The sequence below is a fragment of the Leifsonia sp. EB41 genome (assembly GCF_041262565.1).
Taxonomy (GTDB): domain Bacteria; phylum Actinomycetota; class Actinomycetes; order Actinomycetales; family Microbacteriaceae; genus Leifsonia.
In genome coordinates this window covers 1,116,171-1,138,587 of record NZ_JBGCCJ010000001.1, presented here as the reverse complement: position 1 = coordinate 1,138,587, position 22,417 = coordinate 1,116,171, and the positions used below count along the sequence as shown (strand labels likewise).

Annotated in this window: 22 protein-coding genes; 6 read left to right on the top strand and 16 right to left on the bottom strand. The window is 71.0% G+C overall.

All coding sequences use genetic code 11. The features are described 5' to 3' along the window. Nucleotides 1-8: 8 nt before the first annotated feature. Nucleotides 9-512: a beta-class carbonic anhydrase gene (locus ABH923_RS05560; protein WP_370054371.1), complete on the top strand. Its 504-nt coding sequence runs from the start codon at nt 9-11 to the stop codon at nt 510-512. 28 nt (nt 513-540) lie between these two features. Beyond that, complete coding sequence (locus tag ABH923_RS05555) at nt 541-1,443, top strand: alpha/beta hydrolase (protein WP_370054370.1); 903 nt, start codon at nt 541-543, stop codon at nt 1,441-1,443. Between the two features lie 9 nt (nt 1,444-1,452). On the opposite strand, the gene ABH923_RS05550 is transcribed toward ABH923_RS05555, so the two are convergent. The 9 genes from ABH923_RS05550 to ABH923_RS05510 form a co-directional block, all read right to left on the bottom strand. Beyond that, a complete protein-coding gene (locus tag ABH923_RS05550; RefSeq protein WP_370054369.1) occupies nt 1,453-2,013 on the bottom strand; it encodes a dihydrofolate reductase family protein in 561 nt (186 codons plus the stop codon). Nucleotides 2,014-2,042: 29 nt separating this feature from the next. Then, nucleotides 2,043-2,480 (bottom strand): alternative ribosome rescue aminoacyl-tRNA hydrolase ArfB, encoded by a 438-nt coding sequence (gene arfB, locus ABH923_RS05545; protein ID WP_370054368.1) that lies wholly within the window; start codon nt 2,478-2,480, stop codon nt 2,043-2,045. Nucleotides 2,481-2,522: 42 nt separating this feature from the next. Continuing rightward, entirely contained in the window at nt 2,523-3,659 is a 1,137-nt protein-coding gene (locus tag ABH923_RS05540; RefSeq protein WP_370054367.1) for a flavin-containing monooxygenase, read from the bottom strand. Between the two features lie 90 nt (nt 3,660-3,749). Next, the gene (locus ABH923_RS05535; protein WP_370054366.1) at nt 3,750-5,399 is read right to left on the bottom strand and encodes a LuxR C-terminal-related transcriptional regulator; all 1,650 of its coding nucleotides are present in this window, start codon (nt 5,397-5,399) and stop codon (nt 3,750-3,752) included. Nucleotides 5,400-5,466: 67 nt separating this feature from the next. Then, entirely contained in the window at nt 5,467-6,039 is a 573-nt protein-coding gene (locus ABH923_RS05530; RefSeq protein WP_370054365.1) for a TetR/AcrR family transcriptional regulator, read from the bottom strand. Between the two features lie 58 nt (nt 6,040-6,097). Beyond that, nucleotides 6,098-6,451, bottom strand: coding sequence for an SPW repeat protein (locus tag ABH923_RS05525; RefSeq protein WP_370054364.1), 354 nt, complete (start codon nt 6,449-6,451; stop codon nt 6,098-6,100). A gap of 119 nt (nt 6,452-6,570) precedes the next feature. Further along, on the bottom strand, nt 6,571-7,071 hold the full coding sequence (locus ABH923_RS05520; protein ID WP_370054363.1) for a histidine phosphatase family protein: 501 nt from the start codon (nt 7,069-7,071) through the stop codon (nt 6,571-6,573). Between the two features lie 42 nt (nt 7,072-7,113). Next, complete coding sequence (locus ABH923_RS05515; RefSeq protein WP_370054362.1) at nt 7,114-7,872, bottom strand: class I SAM-dependent methyltransferase; 759 nt, start codon at nt 7,870-7,872, stop codon at nt 7,114-7,116. Further along, nucleotides 7,869-8,735, bottom strand: a complete 867-nt coding sequence (locus tag ABH923_RS05510; RefSeq protein WP_370054361.1) for an alpha/beta fold hydrolase — start codon at nt 8,733-8,735, stop codon at nt 7,869-7,871. Before ABH923_RS05510 ends, ABH923_RS05515 begins: the two co-directional genes overlap by 4 nt. Before the next feature lie 253 nt (nt 8,736-8,988). Between ABH923_RS05510 and ABH923_RS05505 the strand changes: the two genes are divergently transcribed. Further along, complete coding sequence (locus ABH923_RS05505) at nt 8,989-9,165, top strand: hypothetical protein (protein WP_370054360.1); 177 nt, start codon at nt 8,989-8,991, stop codon at nt 9,163-9,165. 15 nt (nt 9,166-9,180) lie between these two features. Here the strand turns inward: ABH923_RS05505 and ABH923_RS05500 are convergent, their stop codons facing one another. From ABH923_RS05500 to ABH923_RS05475, 6 genes are all read right to left on the bottom strand, one after another. Then, nucleotides 9,181-10,875: an SDR family NAD(P)-dependent oxidoreductase gene (locus tag ABH923_RS05500; protein ID WP_370054359.1), complete on the bottom strand. Its 1,695-nt coding sequence runs from the start codon at nt 10,873-10,875 to the stop codon at nt 9,181-9,183. After that, nucleotides 10,859-12,235, bottom strand: a complete 1,377-nt coding sequence (locus tag ABH923_RS05495) for a family 1 glycosylhydrolase (protein ID WP_370054358.1) — start codon at nt 12,233-12,235, stop codon at nt 10,859-10,861. The genes ABH923_RS05500 and ABH923_RS05495 overlap by 17 nt, the downstream gene beginning before the upstream one ends. Then, the gene (locus ABH923_RS05490; protein WP_370054357.1) at nt 12,232-13,089 is read right to left on the bottom strand and encodes a carbohydrate ABC transporter permease; all 858 of its coding nucleotides are present in this window, start codon (nt 13,087-13,089) and stop codon (nt 12,232-12,234) included. Before ABH923_RS05490 ends, ABH923_RS05495 begins: the two co-directional genes overlap by 4 nt. Further along, on the bottom strand, nt 13,079-14,065 hold the full coding sequence (locus ABH923_RS05485; RefSeq protein ID WP_370054356.1) for a carbohydrate ABC transporter permease: 987 nt from the start codon (nt 14,063-14,065) through the stop codon (nt 13,079-13,081). The genes ABH923_RS05490 and ABH923_RS05485 overlap by 11 nt, the downstream gene beginning before the upstream one ends. Further along, on the bottom strand, nt 14,065-15,330 hold the full coding sequence (locus ABH923_RS05480) for an ABC transporter substrate-binding protein (RefSeq protein WP_370054355.1): 1,266 nt from the start codon (nt 15,328-15,330) through the stop codon (nt 14,065-14,067). The genes ABH923_RS05485 and ABH923_RS05480 overlap by 1 nt, the downstream gene beginning before the upstream one ends. A gap of 160 nt (nt 15,331-15,490) precedes the next feature. After that, a complete protein-coding gene (locus tag ABH923_RS05475) occupies nt 15,491-16,540 on the bottom strand; it encodes a LacI family DNA-binding transcriptional regulator (RefSeq protein WP_370054354.1) in 1,050 nt (349 codons plus the stop codon). A 396-nt stretch (nt 16,541-16,936) separates the two neighbouring features. Between ABH923_RS05475 and ABH923_RS05470 the strand changes: the two genes are divergently transcribed. Next, nucleotides 16,937-17,905, top strand: coding sequence for a patatin-like phospholipase family protein (locus ABH923_RS05470; protein ID WP_370054353.1), 969 nt, complete (start codon nt 16,937-16,939; stop codon nt 17,903-17,905). 74 nt (nt 17,906-17,979) lie between these two features. Here ABH923_RS05470 and ABH923_RS05465 read toward each other — a convergent pair whose 3' ends face one another. After that, nucleotides 17,980-19,917, bottom strand: coding sequence for a PKD domain-containing protein (locus ABH923_RS05465; RefSeq protein WP_370054352.1), 1,938 nt, complete (start codon nt 19,915-19,917; stop codon nt 17,980-17,982). A gap of 148 nt (nt 19,918-20,065) precedes the next feature. Between ABH923_RS05465 and ABH923_RS05460 the strand changes: the two genes are divergently transcribed. Together ABH923_RS05460 and ABH923_RS05455 are read left to right on the top strand one after the other, a co-directional pair. After that, nucleotides 20,066-21,514, top strand: coding sequence for an FAD-dependent monooxygenase (locus ABH923_RS05460; RefSeq protein WP_370054351.1), 1,449 nt, complete (start codon nt 20,066-20,068; stop codon nt 21,512-21,514). A gap of 52 nt (nt 21,515-21,566) precedes the next feature. After that, nucleotides 21,567-22,349: an SDR family NAD(P)-dependent oxidoreductase gene (locus tag ABH923_RS05455; protein ID WP_370054350.1), complete on the top strand. Its 783-nt coding sequence runs from the start codon at nt 21,567-21,569 to the stop codon at nt 22,347-22,349. Nucleotides 22,350-22,417: the final 68 nt, after the last annotated feature.

Genomic DNA, 22,417 nt, shown 5'->3' with positions numbered 1-22,417 from the left:
GACGGGCCATGACCATCATCGATGAGGCGCTGAGCGCCATCGCGGCGAACGCCGCCGACTACGACGCGAGCAACGGGGCGCCCCCGGCGCCGAAGATCGTAATCGTCACCTGCGCAGACCCCCGGCTGAGCGGCATCGTGAGGATGCTCGGCCTGCCCGATGCCGACGTCGACATGATCAGAAACGTGGGCACCGTGATCGACGACGACTCCGTCCGATCCCTCATCGTCTCCACCCGTCTCCTCGGCACCAAGGAGATCATGATCATCAATCACAACGACTGCGGGATGTCGAAATTCGTCGACCAGGAACTGGAGGCCCGGCTGCGCACCGAGACGGGAGCGACGCCGATCGCACCGGCCCGGTTCTACAGCTTCACTGACGTGGAGCAGAACACGAAGGAGCAGGTCGCCAAGGTGAGGACCCATCCGTGGATCTCGTCCGACATCCCGGTCAGAGGATTCGTCTTCGACGTCAACACCGGTCGGCTCACCGAAGTCGTCTCGGACTGACGCCGTCACGGCTGAGGAGGGTGCCACAATGCCGAGTCCCGCGATGGACGACCTGCTCGAATTGCTCCACGATCGCCAGCGGGCTGCGGCCGGCCAGCCAGCCGAGACGGTGGCGGAGACGCGGGCGTCGTTCGCTCCCGCCGGCCTGGTGCATCCGATACCGGACGACGTGCGCGTGAGCGAGGTCACGGCAGGGGGAGTGGAGGCGCATTGGCTGGATGCTCCGGGTGCCGACGCCGGCCGCGTCCTCGTGTTCCTGCACGGCGGGGGCTTTCAGCTCGGGTCGCTCGCCAGCGACGGGGAGCTCGCCGCCCGAGTGGGACGCGCCGGCCGGATGCGGGTGCTGTTCCCGGAGTACCGGCTGGCGCCGGAGCATCCCTTTCCGGCGGCGATCGACGACGTCCTCGCGGTCTGGCGGTGGCTACGCGACGAACAGGGAGTGGCCGCCGACTCGATCGCCATTGTCGGCGACTCCGCGGGCGGCGGCCTCGCCGTCGCCCTGCTCGTCGCCACCCGCGATGCCGGGGGAGAGCTCCCTGCTGCTGCGGTGTTGATGTCTCCGACCGTCGACCTGACGAGTTCCGGGTGGTCGATGACGGACCGTGTTGCCCAGGATCCGATCTCGACTCCCGACCTGCTGCGCCAGCTGGCCTCCGACTACCTCGCCGGGACCGACCCGACAACGCCGCTCGCCTCGCCCCTGTTCGCGTCGCTGGCAGGTTTGCCTCCGATGCTCGTGCAGGTCGGGACAGCCGATCTGCTGTTCAGCGACGCCGAGCGCTTGACGGATGCCGCGGCCGCCGCGGGTCTCGACGTCCGACTGGAGATCGGCGAGGGGCTGCCCCACGTGTACCAGCTCATGCTCGGCACCCCGGAGGCGGCCGAGGCGACAGAGCGGATCGGGCGATTCTTGCGCGAGAGGGTGGGGTGATTGCGCAAGTTAAGCTGTTGGTCGGAACCGCAGTGCTGTCGCCCCTGACCGGAACTCCTGCCGATCCACGAGCTCGAGCCGGATGCTCTCGCGCAGGCCGGCGAGCAACGTCGGCCCGTGCCCGGCGAGCACCGGCTGCACGACGAACACGTATTCGTCGATGAGCCCCAGATCGGCCAGCGCGAGGGGGAGCGTCACGCCACCCACGTACAGCCCGTCGCCCGGCTCCTGCTTGAGACGTTCGACCGCCTGCCGCAGGTCGCCCCGCAGGAGCTCGGCATTCCAGTCGACCTCGGTCAGCGTGCTCGACACGACGTGCTTCTTCGCCGCGTCGATGGCCTCGGCGAACGGGAGCTGCGTCTCATCCATCCATGCGGGCCACGTTCCCGTCGCCGGCCGACGCCACGCGGACTCCATCATCTGGTAGGTCACCCGGCCGAAGATCAGGGCGTCGGGCCGCTCCATCTCCGCGGTCCAGAAGCGCATCGAGTCCTCGTCGGGCGGGAGGCCCGCTTCGTGGTGGACGCAGCCGTCGAGCGTGACGTTGATGGCGTAGCGGAGGGGTCGCATCTCGTTCCTTTCGGAAGCCGCGGGTGGGGTCAGTCCTGGGGAGGCCGGCGCAGGCGCTTGAGGTCGGTGCGGCGCTTCTTCGCCTCCAGGCGTCGTTGCTTGGCGCCGCGGCTCGGGCGGGTCGGCCGTCGTGCTGGCGCGGGCGGCTGGAGGGCGTCGGCGACGAGGTCGGCCAGCCGGAGGCGCGCGGCGTCCCTGTTGCGCAGTTGTGCGCGGTGCTCGGATGCCGCGATCGTCAGCACTCCGTCGACGATGCGACCGCTCAGGCGGTCGAGGAGCCGCTCCCGCTGGGCCGGCGAGAGGACGGCGGAGGCCGCCACGTCCCAGACGAGTTCCACCCGGGAGTCGGCGGTGTTCACACCCTGCCCGCCGGGACCGGACGACCGCGAGAACCGCCAGGACAGCTCCGACTCGGGGATCGTGAGTCCGGAGTCGACGCGGAGGCCGGGGCGGTGGACGGTGGGCATGGGTCCATCATCCTCTTGCCCCCGGGCCATTCCGTGGAAGGACTACCGAGAGACGCGGACCGCACGTCCCTCGGTAGTAACGGGGACGTACTCTTCGGCGATCCGGTTCGCTATGCGGGCGGCGTCGGTGCCCACGCCGTGAACCATCGCCGAGGACAGCGACGTGAGGAAGTGCAGCCCGACGAAGTAGAGCCCGGGGACCGCGGCGACGATTCCGCGCTCGTGTTCCGGCTCACCGCTGTCGTCGAGGACCGGGATCCGAATCCAGTCGAAGCCCGGGGCGTACCCGGTGCACCAGATCACATTCGCGACCTCCAGTGGCGCTCCATCGACCACCGGCAGGCCGTTCTGGACCCCCGTCACCCGTCCGGCGCGGCGAACGCCGAGGCGCAGCAGGTCGCGCGATTTCACCCGGATGAGCGGCACCCCGGCGTGCGTGGCCGTGCGGCGCGCCCTGCGACCGATCGGAGTGTTCACCGAGAGCACGTGGTTGAAGACGAACCCGTTGAGGATGTGCACGATGAGGTGCCGGCTGAGGGGGCTTGAGAAGGAACCGGGGATGTCCCTGGTGTTCGGGCCGGAGACGACGACCGGATGGGTCGCAGCGAGCTCACTCGCGATCTCGGCGCCCGAGTTCCCCGCTCCGACGAGCAGGACGGTCCCCGGGGCCAACTGCGCAGGGTTGCGGTAGTCCTGCGCGTGCAGTTGCCGGATGCTCCGGCTCAGGTCGGTGGCGAAGGCCGGGAGGCGCGGGGTCTGATAGTCGGACATCGCGATGACGACATGGCGAGCGCGAAATGTCTCGTCGCCGGAGCGCGCTTCGAATCCGAAACCGTCGTCGTCGTCATGTGGCTCGACGAGACGAAGCTCGTCGACCCGACGGCCGCTCCGGACGGGGAGGTCGAAGTGCGCCGCATAGTCGGCGAGGTAGTCGGCCATGGCATCCTTGGTCGGCCAGGCGCCCTTGTTCCCGGGGAACGGCCGGCCGTCCAGGCCGTCGTAGCGGGCCGGGGTGAACAGCCGGAGGCTGTCCCAGCGGTTGCGCCAGGCATCGCCGATGCGCGGCGCCGCATCCAGCACCAGGTGCTCGACGCCGCGCTTGCGCAGGTGGTACGAGACGGAGAGGCCTGCTTGGCCGCCGCCGATGACGAGGGTGTCGATGCTCTGCACAGCGTTCATGAGCGAACCGTATGACGGTGCGACCGGCGTCCGCTTCCGCAGAATGCGCCACGGCCCGGACGAAGGACTGGGTGTTCTCACCCAGTCGCGTCAGCTCCGGATGAGGGAGTGCTCGTACGCGTAGGCGGTGGCGGCCGCACGCGAAGGGACGCCGAGCTTGGCGAGCACGTTGCCGATGTGCCGGTCGATCGTCCGGGCGCTGAGGTTCAGCTCGGTCGCGATCTGCCTGTTGGTCCGTCCGGTGGCAGCGAGTCGCAGCACCTGGAGTTCGCGGGTGCTCAGGAGGGCGCCGACCGGACGGCCGGCGCCGCTGTCCGCTCCCGTCGACCGGAGGGTCGCCAGGTCGGTCGCCGCTCCGAGTTGAACGAAGATGGCCATCGCGGCACCCTGTTGCAAGTCGGCGCCCTCGGTGTCGCCGAGGGACGTGAAAGCGGTGGCGAGCAGCACTCTCACCCGAGCGGCCGCGTAGGGAGCCCGCAGCGACAGCCACGCCTCCAGGGCGGCCGAGAGTCTCTGTGCGGCGTCCACCGCGTTCCCTGCGTCGAGCAGCACGCGCCCGGTCGCTTCGTCGGCGAGAGCGGCGAGGACAGGAGTCTCGTGGGTCGCCGCGATGCGCGAGAGGTCGGCAGCGGCACTCTCGGCCTCGACGGACTCGCCGGCAGCGAGCAGGATCTCGACGGCCGCAGGCAGGAACCGTGCCCGCCCGAGGTCGCTGCCCGTCGTTTCCGCCGCCCGTCGGATCGCCCCGGCTGCGCGCGCGACGTCCCCCTGCGCGAGCCGCAGCAGTGCCAGCCCCGGCTGTGGATCCACACCGCGCCGGCTGGTCTGCTCGTACAGGTCGGCTGCCTTCTCGAGCTCGCCCCGGAGCCGGTGGATCTCGGCCTCCTCGTACGTCGCAGCCGCTCGCTCGCGTTGGTCGGCCTTCATCCCCGCCGCCACGAGTTGCGCTTCATCCAGGGCGGCCGCCCACGCCCCGCCGAAGCGGAGCAGCTCCGCGCGGTGCACCCGACAGGTCCCGTTGAAGATGCCGAGCTGCGCCTGCGAACGACACCACGCTTCGAGGACGTCCGACCATTCCCGGGCCCGGTCCACGGCGAACACCCGCTGGCAGCATCCGATCACCGAGCAGTACACGAGCCCGCGGCCCAGCTCGGTGACGGCGCCGGTCGTGGCGACGAGCATCGCTTCATCGAGCAGCCGCATCCCGTCGGCGATGTCACCCTGCTCGATGAGCGCGCGCCCGTCGAGCTGACGTGCGAGAGCGGACAGGTCGGCCTCCCCGAACCGGTCGCCCGAGTCGGCGGCCAGCAACGCGAGGGCATGGGCCGCCGCCGTTCGATGGGCGCGGAGCTCCTGGTGAATGCGCGGGATGAGAAGGTAGCCGCGCTCGGCGCAGTCCTCCAGCCGGTCGACGATCGCGGTCGACCGCCCGAGCCACGCGCCGGCGCGCCCCGACTCGCCCAGGGACATCATCCGGAAGCCGATCCAGAAGGCGCAGCCGGCCGCACGGTGTTCGTCGCCCTCGATCAGGCAGCGGTCGTAACTGCGTGCGAGGATCGCGAACGCTTCATCGTCGCGGGCTGTCAGCGACGCCGACATCGCGTAAAGCTCCAGATCGCCGATCTCGAGCGGTCGCTCACGATCCTCAGCGGCGAGAAGAACGAAGGCGTCATCCCAGCGCCGATCGGCGAAGGCAGCCCGTGCGATCGCCAGAGCATCGGTCGCCGCTGTGGACGGCATAACTGGATTCTCCCAGACGGGCGATGTCAGCGATAGGGCGCGACGCCGCGGACGTCGGGCGCCGGGGTCAGCCGTTGCTCGGCTCGGCGGAACCATGCTGCAACCCGGCGCAGAGGAGCTCCGCGAGGGTGGCGAGGTCGTCGAGCGGCTCATCCTCCAGCGGTGGCGCCGTCACGATCGCACCCCATGCAAGCGCCGCAGCACGCAGCCGCGTCCCCCCGACCGGGATGCGCAGACTCCCCGCCAGCACCTTCTCGATGGTCGCGTGCAGCGCGCGCCGGTGCGCGGCCAGCTTGGCCTTGACCTCCGGGTGGGAGTGCTGCTCGCGCCAGACGATCACGCGGAGCACGTCGGAGTCGGCCTGCACGCGGAAGAGTTTCTGGCTCAGGTTCAGCAGCGACCTGACCGGGTTGCCCGGTTCGATCAGGGGGTCCGGGTCGATGCGGCCGGGACCGAGGCGTTCGCCGACCAGGGACGCGAGGATGTCCTTCTTGGTGGGGAAGTAGTAGAACAGGAGGCCTTTGGGGACGGCCGCAGTATGGGCGATGGCGGAGGTCGCGGTCGCGTCGAAGCCGCGTTCGGCGAAGAGGGTCTCGGCCGCGTCGAGGATCCGGGTGCGCGCTTCCGTCGGCTGTTCCACAGGTGTCCTTCCACTGGTGCGCGAGGGGCCGGCGACCGACCCCTCGCGCTCGGTTGATCTAGTGCGTCGCCTGCGGGTGATGCATCTTCATCGCCGGTTGCACGGCCAGGAGGCCGGCGGCCAGGGCGACGATGCCCGCGATCCAGGATGTCCAGGCGGCGGCGGCGTTGGAGGTGTAGTTGCCCACCCACGGCGAGACGACGAGCAGGACGCCGAGAGCGACGTGGATCCACTCCATCGAGACGAGGCCCGGCATGGCCAGGCTCCACAGTCCCGCGGCGACCAGCAGCACACCGAGGACGAGCATGATCGGCAAGGACGCGCCCGTGTGGGCGATCCAGATCGTCGACAATGCGACATAGAGACCGGCGGCGACGGCCACCCAGTCCTGCCAGCGAGTCCACTTGTTCATCGACACCAACATCCCTTCGTCAGTTGGCTCCCGATCTGGGGGTCATATCTGATTTTAGAATTGATTGACCGCCCGGTCAATGCATGAAATGCCCCTCGACGTTCGGCGAGACGGTCCGATCAGCTCAGGTCGCGGCCGTCCGCGCGTCCCGCAGCGACCAGGACCGCCGACGTGGCGTCGAGCCCGGACCACGGTCCGTCGACGCCGAGCTCGGCGATTCCCGAGGTGGGCAGGATCACGTCCCGCCGGGCGAGCAGCGACGCGAGCTGCTCCATGCCGGGATTGTGGCCGACGAGGATCAGCGTGCGGATGTCGGCCGGCGCCTCCCGCACGATGGCGAGGAGCTGGTCCGCGGAGGCGGCATACACGCGCTCGTCGAATCGCACGGGAGGCGGGGGAGCGAGCTCGGCGGACACCAGCTCCCACGTCTCGCGGGCGCGCCGCGCGGGCGACACCACGGCGAGGTCGATCACGCCGGCGTGGCTCGCGAGCCAGCGACCCGCGAGGGGGGCCTGCGCGTGGCCGCGCTCGGCCAGCGGGCGGTCGACGTCGGGGAGCGCGCCGGACCAGTCGGATTTGGCGTGGCGCAGCAGGATGAGGGTGCGCTCGGAGGTTGTCACGCTGTCAGTGTGGCGCACGACCCGGTGCGTTGGCATCGCCCGTCACCCGCCGGGGCGAATGACCAGCACGCTCGTCGTGACCTCCTCCACCATGGACTCGTCCCGAAGCTGCTCCAGGAGCAGCCGAAGCTCCTCCACCCTGCTCAGCTTGTCGGAGCCCAGCGCGCTGCCCAGATGCCCGATCACCCAGTCCACCGTGACCGGGTACGACGCCGTCCAGGTCAGGACCTCCGTGGCGAGCCCCAACTCCGTCGCCATCGCGCGGCGCTCCTCCAGAGCCGACGAATCCGTGCGGCAGTTGCCCGTCACCGGCCCGTACAGCGATTCGAGCGCCTGCCGCACCGTCCGTTGCCACGGCGCGGGACCGAGCCACAGCGGCGGGCCCTGCGTCACGACGGCGACCGCGCCGCCGGGGCGCAGCAGCGCGGCCGCGGTCCGCAGGGTCGAGCGCTCGTCCATCCAGTGGAGGGCGTTCCCGATCGTCACGAGGCCGAGCGGGGCCGCGAACGGGACCGCCAGCGTCGGCAGGTCCCGGTCGCCGCCCAGCACGCACACGACCCGCTCCGCGCGACGGGCGCGCAGGCCCGCGAGCATGTCGGGCTCCGGGTCGATCGCGACCACGGCGGCGCAGTGCTCCGCGAGGGGCACCGCGAGCTGGCCGGTGCCGCAGCCGAGGTCCAGCGCGATGTCGTCGGGGCGCAGGCCGACCGCCGCGACGAGGCGGTCGGCCTGGTCGGAGGGGAGGTCGCGGCGGAATTCGGCGTAGAACTGGGCGGTGGTGCCAGCGAAGTCGCTTCTCACGACTCGTCGAGCACGTCGCGGAGGCGGGCCGCGAACTCCCGCGGCTTGCCGGGGTAGCCGGAGTCCTCGGCCGCGAAACCGCCGTGGTGGCTCGGGAAGACAACGGGCGACGTCCCGAGCAGGCCGGCCAGAGCGGTCGAGGTGCGGCCGGTGAACACGCCCTCCGACTCCTCGCCGACGGCGACGACGACGCGGGTCGGGGCGGCCTTCAGGGCGTCGATGTCGGGGCGGTAACCGGTGATCGCGACCGAGCGCTGCGAGAGCAGAGGATCGGTGCGGTCGCCATTGTCGGCGGTGGGCATCCCGAACATCGCGGGGTCGGGTGCGGGGAGGGCGAAGTAGTCGTCGGTGAACTCGCCGCGCCACGAGGTCATCATCACGAACGCGGCCATGCCCGCTCCGAAGCCGTTGGCGTCGTAGGCGGCGTGCACCGCGTCGAGGCCGCGCTCGGCGGCCTCCGCGTCGGGGAGGACGCCGGGCAGCGGGGGCTCGTGGGCGACGAGGGTGCGCACGTCCCCGGGATGGGCGGTCACCAGGGCGAGCGCGGTCACGGCGCCGCCGCTGCTCGCGAACAGGTCGACCGGGCCGGCGCCGAGCGCCTCGATGACGGCGTGGACGTCCTCGGCCTGCGTCGTGGGGGTGTTGGTCACCTCGCCGTCGCTGCGCGTGCTGCGGCCGAGGCCGCGCGGGTCGTAGGTGACCACGACGCGGTCGGGGAGGTAGGCGGCCAGGGCGCGGAAGCCGCTCGCGTCCATCGGCTGGCCGATCATGACGAGCGGGGGATGGCCTCCGTCGCCGGCCTCCGCGTCGGCGACGTCGTAGACGATCTCGGCTCCGGGCGTTGGGATGGTGCGCGTTTCCATGACGGACTCGTCTCGGTCGGCGAACGGGTGATGGTGTGGATGGTACGCGCTGGGCCACCCCGCGACCACCCGCGGCGTGCCGACGCGCGCCGCACCGACGGGACGCCGCCCGCCCGAGGATGAGCGCCTCCGTCTACCCGAGAATTGGGGCGGCCGCCAGGCTTCGAGTTCGCTGATCCAGGGCATCCATCTCAGGTCGCCGACCTACTCTTCTTCGAGAGGTGGGGGAAACCGAACGAGACAGGAAACGATCATGGGTGCAGCGATTACCCCCATCAGGAGGCCCGCGCCCGTCGCGCACGTCGAGACGATCCAGGGCTCCGGCGACAGCCGCACGATCAGCGTCCGCTGCTGGTGCCCGATCGGTCACGACCACACGTACGCGGAGTGGGTGGCGCTGTTCGGGCGGTCCCAGTACGACGTGCGCTGACGAACCGCACGCGGATCACCAGGGCGCGACGGTGCCGTCCCACGAGAACAGCTGTCCGGTCGGTCCGTCGTCGGGCAGCGTCGCGAGACGGACGGCGCCCTCCGCCGCCTCGGCCGGGTCGCCACCCAGGCCCGCTGCCCGCGTGTTGAGGTTGGTCGCGCGCAGGCCGGGCGCCAGGGCGTTGACCTTGATCCCGTCGGCCGCGAGGGCATGCGAGTAGAAGACGGTCAGGCCGTCGAGCGCGGCCTTCGACGACCGGTAGGCGGCCCCGCGGCCGGACGAGGCGGCCACGTAGTCGAACTGCGGGTTCGGCCCGGTGCTCCAGGTGAGCGAGCCGGTGCCGCTGGAGATGTTGACGATCCGCGGATGCGCGGAGTGGCGCAGTGCCGGGAGAAACGCGTTCGTGACGGCGACCACTCCGAACACGTTGGTCTCGTAGGTGCGCCGGAACACGTCCACGTCCACGTCGGTGATGACCTCGGCGATGTCGAGCGAGATGCCGGCGTTGTTGATCAGCACGTCCAGGGCCGGCACGGCTGCTGCGGCTGCAGCAATGCTGTCGGCGTCCAAGACGTCGAGCGGGAGGACGGCGCCGCCGACCTCGGCGGCGGCCTGTTCGCCGCGCGCGAGGTCGCGGGCGCCGAGCAGGACGTTCCAGCCCTGCGCTGCGAGCTGGCGAGCGATCTCCTTCCCGATTCCGCTGGTGGCTCCGGTGACGAGTGCAGTGGGGGCGGTGGTGTTCACGCCCTCCATCCTGCGCCGGTGGCCGCGACAGAACCAGGCCCGGGGAGTACCACCTTCGGCGCCCCGGCCTCCCACGACAGCGGCTCGATGAACAGTTGCCGCTTGCCGCCTACGGAGTCCCAGGCGTGGAACGCGATCAGGTCGGCGTCGTCGTCCAGCCGCAGCACCGAGTTGTGGCCGGGGGCCGAGGAGGCCGGTCAGCTCCGTGCTCAGCACGTCGGCGGCCTCCCGCACCTCGTGGGTCCACGGGCCGAGCGGGTGCGGAGCGGTCGCGACTGAGACGCCGTAGCCGTCGCCCTCCCACCGGCCGCCGGAGAAGAACAGGTGGTACCGGTCGCCGCGCCGCACGACGGTCGGGCCCTCCAGGGTGTGCCAGTCGAAGGCGCGGCCGTACATCGCGCGGTCGCGCTCGAAGACCTGCCAGTCGGCGTCCGGCGCGAGCACCGCGACCGGGTCGGAGCCGCGGAGCGTGGGGGAGTCGAGGCGCATCACCGCGAGGTGCGTGCCGGGCCTCTCGCCGGTGAGCACGTCGCGCGCGAAGAACAGGTACCAGCCGCCGTCGACGTCCCGGAACGGGTGCGCGTCGATCGCGAACGACTCGTCCGGGGTGAGGTTCACGCCCTGATCGACGAACGGGCCGAGTGGGGAGTCCGCACGGGCGACGCGCAGGTGGTGGCCGGCGATGCCGTGGCCGACGGAGAAGAACATCCAGTAGGCGCCGCCGTCCGCCACGACCTCCGGCGCCCAGTAGGCGTCGCCGAGCGCGGGGTCCAGCCGCTCCAGGACGCCGCCGGCGCTCGTCCAGTGGACGAGGTCGGGGGAGCGGAGCGCCTCGAACGCGCGCGTCTCGGTGCCGTCGAGCACCCGGTCGTCGTCGGAGCCGTAGGCGATGAACTCACCGCCGAAGCGGGCGAGGAACGGGTCGGCGAAGTAGCCGTCGTAGACTGGCTCAGCTCGCGAGCTCATCGGCGACCTCCGTCCCGGTGCGATCGGCAGCGGACGAGTTGGCCAGCCGCGCGTAGAGCTCCGCCGCCGCGGTGGGCACCCGGGCCAGCCGGCCGTCCTCCTGCTCGTCCAGCCGGATGACGCCCATGCGCCGCAGGAACGGCGTCTTCGCGCGCCGCCCGTCCTCCGCGCCGTCGCCGGAGTGCTGGCGGGCGGCGACGATGTCGTCGTCCACCACGAACTCCTCGACGTTGCGGCCGCCGGACGCGTACGACCAGTCCACGAAGTCGAAGACCGGCCACCAGGTGTAGCCGCGGATGTCCAGACCCTGCGCACGCAGTTCGCCGATCGAGCGGACCGAGTCGTCCAGCCACGCGGACCGGAGCTCGTCGTCGCCCTCGATGCTCGTCTCGGTGATCAGCATCGGGAGGCCGTACCGGGCGGAGAACGCGCGCAGGCTGTCGGCGAGGCCGTCGCTCCAGCGGTTGGTCGCCACCTGCGCCACCTCGTCGGCGCGCTGCACGAGGGTGCGCGGCGATAGGTCCGGATAGTAGTTGACGCCCAGCAGGTCGACGGTCGGCGGGGTGACGGTGAGGCGTTCGAGGCGCTCGGGCGAAGCGCCCTGCTCCAGCAGCCAGGCGTGCAGCGGGTGGGACGGGTGGACGCGGCCGAGCAGGAGGTCGGTCGGCAGCATCCCCACCGACTCCAGCAGCGCCGCGTGCTCGGCGAGCCCCGCATTCTCGGCGAGCCCCGCGTCGTCGGTGCTGTACTGGGAGGTCGCCTCCACGTGCACGATCACGGCGTCCGGGTTCGCGGCGCGGACGGCGCGGATCGTCTCGGCCATGCCCTCCACGACGCCGAGGGTCACGGCGGTCCAGCCGTCCCAGCCGGTGAGCGACGGCGGCCACACGCCGCGCAGGCCGCAGAACGACGCGGTGGTGAGCGGCTCGTTGAGGGGCGTCACGTGGTCCACGACTCCGCGGTAGCGTGCGGCGAACGCGCCGGCGAACTCCGCGACGGTCTGCGGGTAGCGCGCGTCGGCGAACGACGCCCGCAGCCAGGTGGGCGTGCCGTAGTGCACGAGGTCCGCGATCACGGTCAGCCCGAGCTCCTCGGAGGCGTACCGCAGGCGCTCGTCCAGCATCGTCCAGTCGAACACCCCCGGCGCGGTGTGGACGAGCGGCCAGTTCACGCCGTAGCGCAGCACAGTCGCGCCCAGGTCGCGGACCGCGCGGAGGTCGTCCCGCCAGTTGCCGGTGTGGTCGGTGAGGTCGTACTCGTCCAGGTCGGCCATCGCGAAGTGCTCCGGCGGGTAGACGCAGGTGTCCTCGATCCCGGCGGCCCAGGCGAACTCGCCCGGCCCCAGCCCCGCGGCCGTCACTTGAGCCCCGTCGTGGCGACGCCGGCCACGAAGTACTTCTGCGCGAAGAAGAACGCGACGGCGATCGGGATGAGCGAGATGGTGGCGCCCGCGAGGAGGACGGCATGGTCGGTCACGTGCTGGCCTCCGAACAAGGTGAGTCCGGCGGGCAGCGTGAGCATGTTGGGGTCGCTGGTGACGACGAGCGGCCAGAGCAGGTCGTTCCACAGGTTCATGAAGTTGAGGATCGCGACGGTCGCGATGGCGGGCTTGGCCAGCGGCAGGATGATCTTCCAGTAGATGCGGAAGTGGCCGGCGCCGTCGATCCGGGCGGCCTCGTCCAGCTCGGTGGGGATGCTGATGAAGAACTGCCGGAACAGGAAGATGCCGAACGCGCTCGTCGCGCGCGGCACGATCAGCCCCTGGTAGGTGTTCAGCCAGCCGAAGTGGAACAGCTCGATGAACACCGGGATGAGCGTCACCTGGAACGGCACCATCAGCGTGGCGATGACCAGGATGAACGCGAGGTTCCTGCCGCGGAACTTCAGCCGGGCCAGCGCGTAGGCGCACAGCGAGTCGAACAGCAGCGTCGCGACGGTGGTCACGCCCGCGAAGAGGAACGTGTTGCCGAGCAGCCGCAGGAACGGCAGCTGCTCCCACACGCCGAGGTAGCCGTGCAGCGTGATCGAGGTCGGGAACAGCGAGGCGGGGTTGCCGAAGAGGTCGCTCTCGCTGCGGAACGATCCGGACACCATCCAGATGAACGGCACGATCGCGAACAGCAGGCCGATCCCCAGGAAGATCCATTTGGACGAGGCAGCCAGCGCTGTCACAGCGCCGGGGCGTCGCACGCGGACACCGGTTTCAGTCGACATCGTTGTACCTGAACAATCTGAGCTGGAGGAGCGAGAGGAGCATGATGAGGGCGAAAAGGACCCACGAGATCGCCGACGCGTAGCCGGTCTGGTAATTCACGAAGCCGTCCCGGTAGATGAGGTTCACCAGGCTGTCCGTGCGGAACACCGGGCCGCCGTCGGTCATCACGTAGACCAGGTCGAACACCTGCAGCGACTGGATGGTGAGGATCATCGTCGCGAACAGCAGGGTCGGCCGCACGCTCGGGATGGTGATGAAGAGGGTGAGCTGCCGGTTGTTCGCGCCGTCGAGGCGGGCGGCCTCGTACCGCTCGGCCGGCACGGCCTTCAGCGCGGCGACGAACAGGATCATGGCGAAGCCGACGCTGCGCCAGACGGCCACGAAGATGACGCTCGGCAGCGCGAGGGAGGTCGACGTCAGCCAGGCGACCGGCTGGAGTCCGAGGAGCTGCGTGAGGCCGCCGACGAGGCCGATGCTCGGGTCGAGCAGGAACTTCCAGACCAGGCCGATGGTGACGAACGACACGATCGTCGGAAAGAAGAACACCGACCGGACGACCCGGGTGATCAGGTTCTCCTTCAGCAGAAGCAGCGCGGAGCCGAAGCCGAGGGTGACCTGGAGGACCACGGCGAACGCGGAGAAGACCAGGGTGACGCCGAGGGCGTTCCAGAACTGCGGGTCCTGGAAGAGCTTGATGTAGTTGCCGAACCCGAGGAACGTCTGGGTGGACGCCCCGATCGTCCAGTCGAAGAAGCTGTAGTACAGCGTCTGCAGGATCGGGAACAGGACGAAGACGCCCAGGATGATCAGGCTCGGCGCCATGAACAGCCAGGCCGGCTGGAACCGGCGCCGGCGGCGGCGCGGGCTCGCGTCGCCGCGCGGGCCCCGCCGCACCGGTGCCTCGGTGCGGGGGAGGGGACCCGCCCCGTCCCGCGCGGGGCGGGACAGGGCGGGCTCGGTGGTGTGGGTGCTCACTACTTGCTGCACCCGGTCAGGCTGTCGATCGTCTTGGCGGCGTCGGCGGTGGCGGAGCCGACGGAGGTCCCGCGGGTGATCTGCCCGATCAGCGGCACGTACGCGTTGGCGTCGACCTGGGTCGCGTTGGTGACGTGCGGCAGGTAGAGCCGCGAGTCCGGGACCTGCGAGGTGAAGATCGACACGGTCGGGTCGGCCTTCAGCTTGGCGTCGTCGGCCAGGTCGGTGCGCAGCGGCGGGAAGCCGGTCTGCAGCGAGAACTTCTGCTGCTCGGTCTTGCTCGTCCAGTAGGCGAGGAACTCCTGCGCCTCCTGCGGGTGCTTCGACTTGGCCGAGATCGCGAGCGGGGCGGTGGCGCCGAGCGTCACGCTCGAGCCGTCGACCCCGACCGGGATCTTCGCGATGCCGAGGTCGATGCCCGCCGACTTGTAGCCGGGGGCGGCCCACGGACCGTTGATCTCCATCGCGGCCTTGCCGGCGGAGAACAGCGAGTCCGCCTGGGCGCCGGTCTGCCCGACGGGGGAGATCTTGTCCTGGACGACCAGATCGCTCCAGGTCGACAGGCTCTTCTGGCCCGCGCTGGTCTGCACGACGCTGCAGCCCTTCGCGTCGACGATGTCGCCGCCCTCCAGCCACTGCAGGATCGGCCACATCTGGATGGTCTGGTTGTCCGCGAGGGACAGGCCGTACTGCGTCTGGCCGCCGTTGATCGTCAGCTTCTTGGCGTCGGCCTGGAGCTCGGCGACGGTGGTCGGGGCAGCGGCGATCCCGGCCGCGGCGAACGCCTTCTTGTTGTAGTACAGGCTGAGCGTCGCGAAGTTCGCGGGGACGGCGTAGAGCTTGCCGTCGTAGGTGAACTCCTTCACGGTGCCGGGCGCGAGCTTGTCGGTGTTGATCTTCGTGTCGCCCGAGCCGGTGTTCGTGATGGCGAGCACCGAGTTGGTCTTCACGTACTGGGCGATGGCGTTCGGGTCGCTGGAGGGCGCCGCGATGTCGGGGCCCTGGCCGGTCAGCCACGCGGACGGCAGCTTCTGGGCGATGGTGTCCCAGGGCTGCACGTTCATGGTGACGTGGATGTTCGGGTGCGAGGCGTTGAAGTCCTTGACGATGGTGTCGTAGCCGGGACGGTCGCCGCCGGTGAACCCGGTCCAGACGGTGAGGTCGACCTTGCCGCCGGACGTTCCGGAGGTGCCAGAGCAGGCGGTGAGCGCCAGCATCGACGCGGCCACACCGGCTACGACGACGAGGGATCTGCGGATTTTCATCGAGTGTTCTCCTTTGAGCAGTGCAGATGAGGGGGAGGGGGCGGTGCTGTGGGTGGGTGGAGAGGGGATGGTGCGGTGGGCGGGTGAAGCGGGTGGAACGGTATCGGGATGGGTCAGGGGGAGGGCAGCGGGTCAGGTGGCGACGTTCACGTCGCGTCGTTCACGTCGCATCCGGGCAGCCGCACGAGCGACGCGGCACGAAGGTCACGCCGAGCTCCTCGTGCGCGGGCCCGTCGAACCGGCCCTCCACGAGGTCGAAGAGCCGTTCGGTGGCGCGGCGGGCCATCTCCTCGGCGGGCACGGCGATGGTCGTGATGCCGGGAGTGGTGACGCGGGCGAGCCCGAAGTCGTCGAAGCCGACGATCGAGATGTCCTCCGGAACGCGGAGTCCCGCTCGCTTGAGCTCCTGGAGGCCGCCGAACGCCATGTCGTCGTTCGCGAACACGATGCCGTCGACCTCCCGGTCGTCGGCCAGCGCCGCGACGACCGCGGCGGCGCCGGACTCCTCGTTGAACTCGCCGCGCACGATCTGCGCGTCGTCTTCGAGGCGGCGCGAGCGCACAGCGGCGAGGAAGCCCTCCCGCCGGTCGAGGCCGGTCTGGTGGTCGAGCGGGCCGGTCACGTGCACGAGCCGGCGGCGGCCGTGCACGTCGATCAGGTGCTCGGTCAGCGTGCGCGTCGCGGCGACGTCGTCGATGCCGATGCTGACCGAGCCGGGGAGGTACGGGAAGTTGCCGATCAGCACGACGGGGAGACCGGAGGCGACGAGCTCCTCGACGTGGAAGTCGTCCACCGCTGAGCTGGTGACGATCGCGCCGTCGGCGCTGCGGGAGCGCACCACGCGCTCGTAGGCGGCGACGCCGTTCTCGGCGTCGGAGTTGGTGGAGACGATCACCTGGCTGTCGTGAGCGTTCGCGGCGTCGGACACCCCGGTGAGTACGTGCATGAAGTAGCTGTGCCCGAAGACGTGCTGGGAGGTGTTCGGCACGATGAGCGCGACGGCGCCCGCCCGCTGGTTGCGGAGCGCCCGACCGGCCGAGCTGGGGACGTAGCCGAGCTCCTGCGCCGCCTGCCGCACGGCGGCCTTGGTCTTGGAGCTGATCCGGGCGTGGTCGGCGAGCGCCATCGAGGCGGCGGAGGACGTGATGCCGACGCGCTCGGCGACGTCCTTCAGGGTGACGGCCGAACGTGCGTCCCGGGTCTTCGGCATCGGTGCCTCCGTGTCGTTCGCTGGTCTCGTCGGAGCCGGGTGCTCAAACGATGAAGCAGGTGTTCAAACGATAAAGCAGTCGGTTGAACGATGAAGCATGATCTGACTGTGTGTTCGTGATCGCTTTATCGATTGAGCATCACGCGATTCGCTGAACCGAACGGATGCTCAATCGATAAAGCACACCATAAAACGAAGACTCACGAAAACGCAAGAAGAATTTTCGGACACCGCTGGCAGCGGTCGTGCTAACGTTCTCCCGATCGTGATCCGAACGCAGGAGGTGAGACCCATGAACGCAGTATCCGCAATGGGTGCTCCCCTGCAGTGCACGATCGCGCGACGCCGGTAGCCGTCGCTGGAGCGCCCGAAGGCATCTTCGCGAAAGGCACTCCCATGAACGCACACACTTCTTCTGCTTCTTCCCGCGCGCTCGTCCTCCACGGCGGCGGGTCCTCCGGCAACGCCTGGGAGGTCGGCGTGGTCGCCGGCCTCCTCGACGGCGGGGTGGACGTCACCCGCGCCGACCTCATCGTCGGCACGTCGGCCGGATCGACCGCCGCCGCCCAGATCACGAGCGCGCCGCCCGGCGAGCTGTTCGCCGCCATCCTCGCCGCTCCGACCTCGCCGCGCCCCGGCGCGAGTGCCCCGGAAGGAGGCCGACCCAGGGAAGGCCGACCCGGTGGAGGCCGACCCGGCGGGGAGGGCGTCGCGCGCGGAGTCGCCGGCTCCGTCTCCAGCCAGATGGAGGTCACCGGCCGCATCATCGCCGAGTCCTCCGACGCCGCCGACATGCGCCGCCGGATGGGCGCCTGGGCGATCGGGCTCGCCGACGGCGCCGCCCCCGAGCGTCAGTCGCAGTGGCGCGCGACCGTCGCCTCCCGGCTGCCGAGCCACGACTGGCCGGAGCAGAACGTCGTCATCACCGCGGTCGACGCCCGCACCGGCGAGGGCGTGACCTTCGACCGGGACAGCGGCGTCGCACTCGCGGACGCCGTCGCAGCGAGCTGCTCCAGCGGCTTCGCCTACGCCCTCGGCGGCGAGCAGTACATCGACGGCGGCTACCGGCGCAATGAGAACGCCGACCTGGCGGCCGGCTATGCGCGCGTGCTCGTGCTGTCGCCGTTCGGCGGCCGCACCCGGCATCCGCTGGAGTGGGGCTCGCAGCTCGCGGTGCAGGTCGAGGAGCTCCGCGCCGGCGGCAGCCTGGTCGAGACGATCATGCCCGACCAGGCGTCGCTCGACGCCTTCGGCGACAGCATGATGGACCTCTCGCGCAGGCCGGCGTCCGCACAGGCGGGCTACGACCAGGGGAGGGCCGCCGCCGCGGGGCTCGGCGGGTTCTGGGGCGACGCAGCGGCCTGAGGTCACCGGCAGGGGCGCACCCGTGGCCGCCGATCAACCGATCGGCGGCCACGCTCGCGGCCGGGCGGCCTTCGTCACGGCGTCGGCGTCACGGCGTTCAGATCGTCCACCGACATGGTCACCGGCGAGTTGGCGACCCCGCCGGAAAGATACCCGGTGACCGCCAGCCCGCCGGCCGCCTGGAGCGCCGCCGTCGTGTCGGTCACCGAGCGCTGCCAGGCCGTGGGCTCCGTCGTGCCGTCGAGCCAGGCCTTCGTCTGCACGAGCGTCGGGTTGGTCCCGACCACCTGCAGGCGGATGTCGAGCTTCTGCCCTGCCGCGTAGGTGAGGCCCGCCACGGCGACCGAGGACTGCACGACGACCTCGTTCCCGCCGTTCTGGTCGACCCGCGTGATCTGGATGGTGACCTTGCCCGCGGAGGAGACGATCACCTTCGACGTGTAGCCGCCGGCCGTGGCGATCCGCCTGCCCTGGATGGTCAGGTAGACGTTGCCGGACGACGGGACCTTGTCCAGCGCGACCGACAGGCGGAGGTCCGTCGCGGACGACGAGACGCCGGGCAGCCGGGTCGTCCCGCCGGAGCCGGCGGCGAGCTGGATCAGGCCCGCGCTGCCGTTGACCGAGTACAGCGGCCCCGATGCCGCCCAGGCGCCGCCGGTCGGAGCCGTGCCCCAGCCTCCGGACACCGTGCGGGTGAACGAGTCGGCAGCCAGCACGTTCGGGGGAGGTGGCGGAGCGGTCGCCGTGACCGAGGTCGTCGCCGTCCCCGTCGCGCCGCCGTCATCCGTCACCGTCAGCCGCACCGGGTAGGTGCCCGCCGCCGCATAGGTGTGGCTCGGTGTGCTGCCGGTGCCGGTGGTTCCGTCGCCGAAGTCCCACGCGAACGAGGTCACCATCCCGTCCGGGTCATTCGAGCCGGTCCCGTCGAACGCGCACGTGAGGTTGGTGCACGACGAGGAGATGACCGCGTTGGGAGGCTGATTGCCGCCCCCGGTCGGCGGTCCGATCGTGAACTGGTCGCTGAAGTTCGCGCCCGCCGTGCGCACGTACGAGGCGTTGAGCTGGGTCGCGGTCGCCGTGACGTCCATCAGCCCGTAGAGCGGCGCCGCCGAGTTGCCGTAGGTGGAGGCGAAGTAGCCCGCCTCGGTGTCCGCGGGATTGATGTCGTAATTGTTGTTGCCGCCGGTCCCGACCGTGGCGAAGACCGTTCCCGCGCCCTTGACGAGCGTGTTGCCCGGGTTGGCCACACACGCCGGGGTGTACGTGCCGGGGGTGATCGTCGGACAGGTGGCTCCCGTCGCGAGCTGCTTGGTGCGCTGGTAGAGGTGCTCGTGCCCGGTCAGCACGAGGTCGACCCGCTTGGAGACCAGCAGGTTCATGATGTCGGGGCCCGCCTCGCAGGTGTACTGGCCCATCGAGAGGCACGGCTTGTGCATGCCGACGACCACCCAGGGGATGCCGGCTGCGCGGGCGCCGTCGATCGCGGCGGAGGTCCAGTTGTAGTGGTCCGTCCCGGCGGCGTAGGTCCAGGTGCCGTCGGAGAACGGCAGTCCGGGCGAGATCATGACGAACCGGATCAGCGGCGAGCCCTGGGGCACGTCGACGTAGTACTGCCGCCCGTAGGTCCCGACCGCGCCGGGGAGCTGGTTGGGCAGGCAGGCGGAGAAGTCGTTGATGTTCCCGTTCTGCCCGCTGCTCTCGTGGTTGCCGGACACCAGCTCGAACGGGAACCCGGCTCCGACGGTCTGGGTGACGAAATCGCACCACGCCTGCTCCTGCCCGACGGCCGCATAGGACAGGTCCCCGACGGCGAGGTGCAGGTCGGGATTGAGAGACTTGATCCCGGAGAGCACGGACTGGGCGTTCGCGCTCGAGGTGTAGTCGCCCGCCGCCGTGAACTGGATGCTGGGCTGTCCCGGCACGATCCCCTCGACGCTCTGCGGTGCTCCGAACGCGACGAGGGCGACGGCCGCGGACACCCCGAATGCGGCGAGAATTCTTCTGCTGGCCATCGCTGGCCCTCCCCGGCCCCTTCTGGCCGGGGCCTTCGCGGGCCAGGGTAACGCCGGGCGGCCCGGCGAGGGGAGTAGAACGTGAGGGTTTGTCGAGGGTGAGCTGCACGCCCTGAGCCGCGCCGCGGCCGGACAGTAGAGTCGGTGCGTGAGTTCGCAGACGGAGCCGAACACCCATGACGTCGCCATCGCCGGCGGCGGCCCGACCGGCGTGATGCTCGCCGCCGAGCTGCGGCTGCGCGGCGTGGACGTCGTGGTCCTGGAGCGGGACGAGGTGCGCAGCCCGCTCGTCCGGTCGCTCGGGCTTCACCCGCGCAGCGTCGAGATCCTCGACACGCGCGGCCTGCTGGAGCGCTTCGTGGCGCTGGGCCGGCGCTATCCCGACGGGGTCGGGCGATTCGCCGGGATCGTTCCGCCGCGGCCCGTCGAGTTGGACAGCGCGCACGCCTACCTCCTCGGCATCCCGCAGACCGTCACCGACCGGCTGCTGGAGGAGCACGCCGTCGAGCTGGGCGCGCAGGTGCGCCGCGGGGCAGAGGTCGTCGGCCTCGAGCAGGACGAGGACGGCGTCACGGTCGAACTCGCGAGCGGCGAGCGGCTGCGGTCGCGCTGGCTGGTGGGCTGCGACGGCGGCCGCAGCCTGGTGCGCCGCCTGCTCGGCGTCGACTTCCCCGGCGAGGCGGCCCGCACCGAGTGGCTGCTCGGGGAGGTGGAGGTCACCACGCCCGCGGAGGAGGTGGCGGCGATCTCGGAGGAGGTCCGGAAGACGCACAGGGGGTTCGGCATCGGCCCGGCGGCGGACGGGCTGTTCCGTGCGGTCGTGCCCGCGGCCTCCGTCGCCGAGGACCGCACGGTGCCGCCGACGCTCGACGAGTTCCGGGCGCAGCTCCGCGCGTACGCGGGCACAGACTTCGGCGCGCACTCGCCGCGGGCGCTGTCGCGGTTCACCGACGCCACCCGGCTCGCGGACCGCTACCGGGACGGTCGTGTCCTGCTCGCCGGGGACGCCGCGCACGTGCACCCGCCGCTCGGCGGGCAGGGACTGAACCTCGGCATCCAGGACGCGTTCAACCTCGGCTGGAAGCTCGCGGCGGAGGCCACCGGCCGCGCGCCGGACGGCCTCCTGGACAGCTACGAGAGCGAACGGCGACCGGTGGCGGAGCAGGTGCTCAGTCTGACGCGCGCCCAGAGCGTGCTCATCGACCCCGAGCCGGGGCCGCAGGCCGTGCGGAGGCTGCTCACCGAGCTGATGGAGGTCGACGGAGTCGGCCGATACCTCGCCGAGCAGGTCAGTGGCCTCGGCATCCGCTACGACCTCGGCGACGGGCCGGACCTCCTCGGCCGGCGGCTCCGCGACCTCCCGCTGCCGGACGGCCGGCTCTACGAACGGCTGCGCGACGGCCGGGGACTCCTGCTCGACCGGACGGGACGGCTGACCGCAGCGGGCTGGGGCGACCGGGTCGGCCTGGTGGCGGACGCGGACCTCCCGATCGGCGAGCCCGCACTGCTGCTGCGACCGGACGGCTACGTCGCCTGGATCGGCGACGGCCAGGACGGACTCGCGGAGGCGCTGCGCAGGTGGTTCGGCCCCGAGTGACGGCCGCGATCGGCCCTGGACGTCAACGGCGCGGAGGCATTAGGTTTCGCGCGTGGACCTCCGACTGACCGACACCCTCGCCGTCGTCACCGGCGCCAGCCGCGGCATCGGCCTGGCCGCCGCCCGCGCCCTCCTCGACGAGGGCGCCACCGTGATCGGCGTCGCGCGCACCCCGACCGACGAGTCGCGGGCGCTGGAGGCCTCCGCAGGCTTCCGCTTCCACCCCGCCGACCTCTCCGACCCGGACGGGATCGCGCGGTTCCGCGACGAGCTGGCCGGCGACGGCGGTCGGGTCGACGTCCTGGTCAACAACGTCGGCTCCGCGCCGCCGCGTCCCGGCGGTTTCGCCTCCATCACGGACGACGACTGGCTGCGCACCTACGAGCTGAACGCGCTCGCCGCGGTGCGCGTCACCCGCGCGCTGCTCGATCTGATCCCCGACGGCGGGGCGATCGTCAACGTGGTCAGCGAGAACGCGATCCTCGCCGACCCGCTGGTGATGGACTACAGCGCGGCCAAGGCGGCGCTGCTGAGCTTCACGAAGTCGCTCTCGAAGGAGCTCGGGCCGCGCGGGATCCGCGTGAACTCGGTCAGTCCGGGTCCGGTCGCCACCGCACTCTGGCTGGGCGCGGGCGGCGTCGCCCAGACGGTGTCAGCGGCCGGCGGCGGCACCCCGGAGGAGGTGCGGCACGGCGCAGAGCAGGCGATGGTCACCGGCCGATTCACGACGCCGGAGGAGGTCGGCGCCCTGGTGGCGATGCTCGCGAGCCCGGTCCTCGGCAACCTGACCGGGTCGGACGTAGTGATCGACGGGGGGATGCGGCCGACGATGTGACGGGCGCCGCACCCCGAACTGGGGGCCGCCGCGCGATCGATTTCCGCGGGACCGCTGTGCCAGGCTGT

What these genes read in the sequence shown, in the direction of transcription:
- ABH923_RS05500 (WP_370054359.1), bottom strand. Translation starts at nt 10,875, where the DNA reads ATGAGCTCGCGAGCTGAGCCAGTCTACGACGGCTACTTCGCCGACCCG.
- ABH923_RS05510 (WP_370054361.1), bottom strand. Translation starts at nt 8,735, where the DNA reads ATGGAAACGCGCACCATCCCAACGCCCGGAGCCGAGATCGTCTACGAC.
- ABH923_RS05480 (WP_370054355.1), bottom strand. Translation starts at nt 15,330, where the DNA reads ATGAAAATCCGCAGATCCCTCGTCGTCGTAGCCGGTGTGGCCGCGTCG.
- ABH923_RS05540 (WP_370054367.1), bottom strand. Translation starts at nt 3,659, where the DNA reads ATGAACGCTGTGCAGAGCATCGACACCCTCGTCATCGGCGGCGGCCAA.
- ABH923_RS05560 (WP_370054371.1), top strand. Translation starts at nt 9, where the DNA reads ATGACCATCATCGATGAGGCGCTGAGCGCCATCGCGGCGAACGCCGCC.
- arfB (WP_370054368.1), bottom strand. Translation starts at nt 2,480, where the DNA reads ATGCCCACCGTCCACCGCCCCGGCCTCCGCGTCGACTCCGGACTCACG.
- ABH923_RS05550 (WP_370054369.1), bottom strand. Translation starts at nt 2,013, where the DNA reads ATGCGACCCCTCCGCTACGCCATCAACGTCACGCTCGACGGCTGCGTC.
- ABH923_RS05525 (WP_370054364.1), bottom strand. Translation starts at nt 6,451, where the DNA reads ATGAACAAGTGGACTCGCTGGCAGGACTGGGTGGCCGTCGCCGCCGGT.
- ABH923_RS05505 (WP_370054360.1), top strand. Translation starts at nt 8,989, where the DNA reads ATGGGTGCAGCGATTACCCCCATCAGGAGGCCCGCGCCCGTCGCGCAC.
- ABH923_RS05490 (WP_370054357.1), bottom strand. Translation starts at nt 13,089, where the DNA reads ATGTCGACTGAAACCGGTGTCCGCGTGCGACGCCCCGGCGCTGTGACA.
- ABH923_RS05475 (WP_370054354.1), bottom strand. Translation starts at nt 16,540, where the DNA reads ATGCCGAAGACCCGGGACGCACGTTCGGCCGTCACCCTGAAGGACGTC.
- ABH923_RS05465 (WP_370054352.1), bottom strand. Translation starts at nt 19,917, where the DNA reads ATGGCCAGCAGAAGAATTCTCGCCGCATTCGGGGTGTCCGCGGCCGTC.
- ABH923_RS05555 (WP_370054370.1), top strand. Translation starts at nt 541, where the DNA reads ATGCCGAGTCCCGCGATGGACGACCTGCTCGAATTGCTCCACGATCGC.
- ABH923_RS05470 (WP_370054353.1), top strand. Translation starts at nt 16,937, where the DNA reads ATGAACGCACACACTTCTTCTGCTTCTTCCCGCGCGCTCGTCCTCCAC.
- ABH923_RS05535 (WP_370054366.1), bottom strand. Translation starts at nt 5,399, where the DNA reads ATGCCGTCCACAGCGGCGACCGATGCTCTGGCGATCGCACGGGCTGCC.